Raw genomic sequence first — 3,874 nt, forward strand, 5'->3', positions numbered from 1 at the left:
CGCCTGCACCGCGTGGGTGCGCATGCCCACCGCAAAGGGGTGCGTCGCGTCCACGAGGTGGGTGTGCCGGCCCGCGCGGAGGGCGTCCACGAGCCCGTCCACGCCCCCGAACCCGCCGATGCGGACCTCCCCGACCGGCAGCCGCGGACGCGACACCCGGCCGGCCAACGAGGAGGTCACCGGCACCCCGGCGTCCACGAGCAGCGCGGCCAGCTCCCGCGCCTCGGCCGTGCCACCCAGCAGCAGCACCCGGGTCTCCCCCGCCGTCTGCACGTCGTCCACCTGCACGTCCTTCCTGTCTGCTGTCCACCCCGCCCACGCGGACGGCCCCGCCCACCACAGGGGTGGACGGGGCCGTCAGAGCGCTTCCGCGGCCGGGCCGCGGACCGACTCAGTTGCCGGTGAGCTTCTCGCGCAGCGCGGCCAGGGCCTCGTCGGAGGCCAGGGTGCCCTCACCCATGCCGGACTCCACGGAGTCCTCGGACGGGCCACCCGAGCTGTACGAGGTGGCAGCGGCCGGGGCCGCGGCGGCCTCGGCGTCCTCCTGCGCAGCCTTCTCGATCTGGGCGCGGTGGGCCTCCCAGCGGGCGTGGGCCTCGGCGTACTCCTTCTCCCAGGCCTCGCGCTGGGCCTCGTAGCCCTCGAGCCACTCGTTGGTCTCCGGGTCGAAGCCCTCGGGGTACTTGTAGTTGCCCTGCTCGTCGTACTCGGCGGCCATGCCGTAGAGGGTCGGGTCGAACTCCTCGATCTCGGAACCCACCTGGTTGGCCTGCTTCAGCGAGAGGCTGATGCGACGACGCTCCAGGTCGATGTCGATGACGCGGACGAAGACCTCCTGGCCCACCTGCACGGCCTGCTCCGGCAGCTCCACGTGGCGCTCGGCCAGCTCGGAGATGTGCACCAGGCCCTCGATGCCGTCCTCGACGCGCACGAACGCACCGAAGGGCACCAGCTTGGTGACCTTGCCCGGCACGATCTGGCCGATGGCGTGGGTGCGAGCGAACAGCTGCCACGGGTCCTCCTGGGTCGCCTTCAGCGACAGGGAGACGCGCTCACGGTCCATGTCGACGTCCAGGACCTCGACGGTGACCTCCTGGCCCACCTCGACGACCTCACCCGGGTGGTCGATGTGCTTCCAGGACAGCTCGGAGACGTGCACCAGGCCGTCGACGCCACCCAGGTCCACGAAGGCACCGAAGTTGACGATGGACGACACGACACCCGGGCGGACCTGACCGCGCTGCAGCTCCTTGAGGAAGGAGGTGCGCACCTCGGACTGGGTCTGCTCGAGCCAGGCGCGGCGGGACAGCACCACGTTGTTGCGGTTCTTGTCCAGCTCGATGATCTTGGCCTCGATCTCCTGGCCCACGTAGGGCTGCAGGTCGCGGACGCGACGCATCTCCACGAGGGAGGCCGGGAGGAAGCCGCGCAGGCCGATGTCGACGATGAGGCCACCCTTGACGACCTCGATGACGGAACCGGTGACGACGCCGTCGTCCTCCTTGATCTGCTCGATCGTGCCCCAGGCGCGCTCGTACTGGGCGCGCTTCTTGGACAGGATCAGACGACCCTCCTTGTCCTCCTTCTGGAGGACCAGGGCCTCGACGGTGTCGCCGACCTCGACGACCTCGTCGGGGTCGATGTCGTGCTTGATCGACAGCTCACGGGAGGGGATGACGCCCTCGGTCTTGTAGCCGATGTCGAGCAGCACCTCGTCGCGGTCGACCTTGACGATCTGCCCCTCGACGATGTCGCCATCGTCGAAGTTCTTCATCGTCGCGTCGATGGCGGCGAGCAGCTCCTCCTGCGAAGCGAAGTCGGCGGCAGGAGCAGCGGTGGGGGTGGAAGTCATTGAGTGGGAACTCCGATGGACAGTTGGGATGGGGCCCCGGGCGCGTGGCCCCCGCACTCGGGAGTGGCACGCAGGTGTGCTCGGGGTCCGGATGGACAGGTACTCGAGTCGTCTCTCCCCGCTGGACGCACTCCGGTGCCCCTCGTCGGGACAGGTCGCAGAGCGTGCACGGGTCGGACCCGGTGATCCTACCGTCACCCTCCGCGCTGCCCAAACCGGGCCGATGACGGGTGCGCACGACCCCCTGCCGCCACGAGTCGGGCTGGGGCAGGATGACCGGCATGACACCGCTGCCGTCTGACATCGAGATCGCCCGCGCCGCCCAGCTGCGCCCCCTGCCCGAGGTGGGCGCCGACATGGGCCTGCCCGAGGACCTGCTGGAGCCCTACGGCCGCCACGTGGCCAAGGTGGACCTGGCCGCCGTGGATCGCTTGGCTGACCGCCCTCGTGCCCGCTACGTGGTGGTCACCGCCGTGACGCCCACCCCCTTCGGCGAGGGCAAGACCACCACCGCCGTCGGCCTGGCCCAGGGCATGGCCAAGGAGGGCCACTCCCCCGTGCTCGCGCTGCGCCAGCCGTCGCTCGGCCCGGTGTTCGGCATCAAGGGCGGGGCGGCCGGGGGCGGCTACTCGCAGGTGGTGCCCATGGAGGTGCTCAACCTGCACCTCACCGGCGACTTCCACGCCGTCACCGCCGCACACGACCTGCTGGCCGCCATGGTGAGCAACCATCTGCACCACGGCAACGAGTTGGGCCTGCACACCATCGACTGGCGCCGGGTGATGGACGTCAACGACCGCTCGCTGCGCGCCGTCATCGAGGGCAACGGCGGCCCGGCCGACGGCGTGACCCGCCAGTCCGGCTTCGACATCACCGCCGCCAGCGAGGTCATGGTGATCCTCGCCCTGGCCACCTCGCTGGCCGACCTGCGCGAGCGCCTCGGACGCATCGTGGTGGGCTGGACGAAGGCCGGCGAGCCGGTGACCGCCGAGGACCTCAAGGCCGCCGGCGCGATGGCCGTGCTGCTCAAGGACGCGCTGAAGCCCAACCTGCTGCAGACCCTGGAGGGCACGCCGGTGCTCATCCACACCGGCCCCTTCGGCAACATCGCCACCGGCAACTCCTCGGTGGTGGCCGACCAGGTGGGCTCGCGGACCGGCGACTACCTCATCACCGAGGCCGGGTTCGCCGCCGACATGGGCGCCGAGCGCTTCTTCAACGTCAAGTGCCGCGCCACGGGGCTCACCCCGGACGCCGCGGTCGTGGTGGTCACGGTCCGCGCGCTCAAGGCGCACTCCGACCGCTTCGAGGTGAAGGTGGGCAAGGAGCTGCCGCCGGAGATGCTCACCGAGGGCCCGGCGGACGTGGAGGCCGGCGCGGGCAACCTGCGCAAGCACATCGAGATCATCCAGAGCTTCGGCGTGCAGCCGGTGGTGGCCATCAACGCCTTCCCCACCGACCACGAGAGCGAGCACGAGGTGATCCGCCGCGTCGCCACCGAGGCCGGGGCGCGCGTGGCCGTCTCCACCCACGTGGCCGACGGTGGCGAGGGCGCCCGCGAGCTGGCCCGCGCCGTGGCCGAGGCCTGCGAGGACGAGGTGACCTTCACCCCCACCTACGAGCTCACCGACTCCCTGGAGACCAAGCTCGAGAAGATCGCCACCAGCGTCTACGGCGCCGACGGCGTGGACATCGCCCCGGCCGCCGCCAAGGCGTTGGCGCGCTACACCGAGCGCGGCTACGGCGACCTGCCGGTGCTCATCGCCAAGACGCAGATGTCGCTGAGCCACGACCCCACGCTCAAGGGTGTGCCCACCGGCTGGCGCCTGCCCATCCGCGAGGTGCGCCTGGCCGCCGGCGCCGGCTACGTCTACGCGCTGGCCGGGTCGATCATGACGATGCCGGGGCTCTCCAAGCACCCCGCCGCCGAGCGCATCGACCTCGACACCGAGGGGAACGTGGTCGGCCTCTTCTGAGCCGGCCCGGCACGGCGGCGGCCACGGTGGGGTTCCCACCGTGGCC

Annotated in this window: 3 protein-coding genes; 1 reads left to right on the top strand and 2 read right to left on the bottom strand. The window is 71.2% G+C overall.

From position 1 onward, the window contains the following. Both HMPREF3099_RS05845 and rpsA read right to left on the bottom strand, forming a co-directional pair. Nucleotides 1–282: precorrin-6A/cobalt-precorrin-6A reductase (locus tag HMPREF3099_RS05845; protein ID WP_237769764.1), on the bottom strand; the 282-nt coding region annotated here is incomplete at its 3' end. Between the two features lie 109 nt (nt 283–391). After that, nucleotides 392–1,852 carry a 30S ribosomal protein S1 gene (rpsA, locus tag HMPREF3099_RS05850; protein WP_070705131.1) on the bottom strand — a complete coding sequence of 487 codons (1,461 nt, stop codon included), beginning with the start codon at nt 1,850–1,852 and terminating at the stop codon, nt 392–394. A 281-nt stretch (nt 1,853–2,133) separates the two neighbouring features. On the opposite strand from rpsA, the gene HMPREF3099_RS05855 reads away from it, so the two are divergent. Continuing rightward, on the top strand, nt 2,134–3,828 hold the full coding sequence (locus HMPREF3099_RS05855; protein ID WP_070705132.1) for a formate--tetrahydrofolate ligase: 1,695 nt from the start codon (nt 2,134–2,136) through the stop codon (nt 3,826–3,828). The last annotated feature ends 46 nt before the right edge of the window (nt 3,829–3,874 follow it).

It is taken from the genome of Kytococcus sp. HMSC28H12 (assembly GCF_001816045.1).
Classification (GTDB): Bacteria; Actinomycetota; Actinomycetes; order Actinomycetales; family Dermatophilaceae; genus Kytococcus; species Kytococcus schroeteri.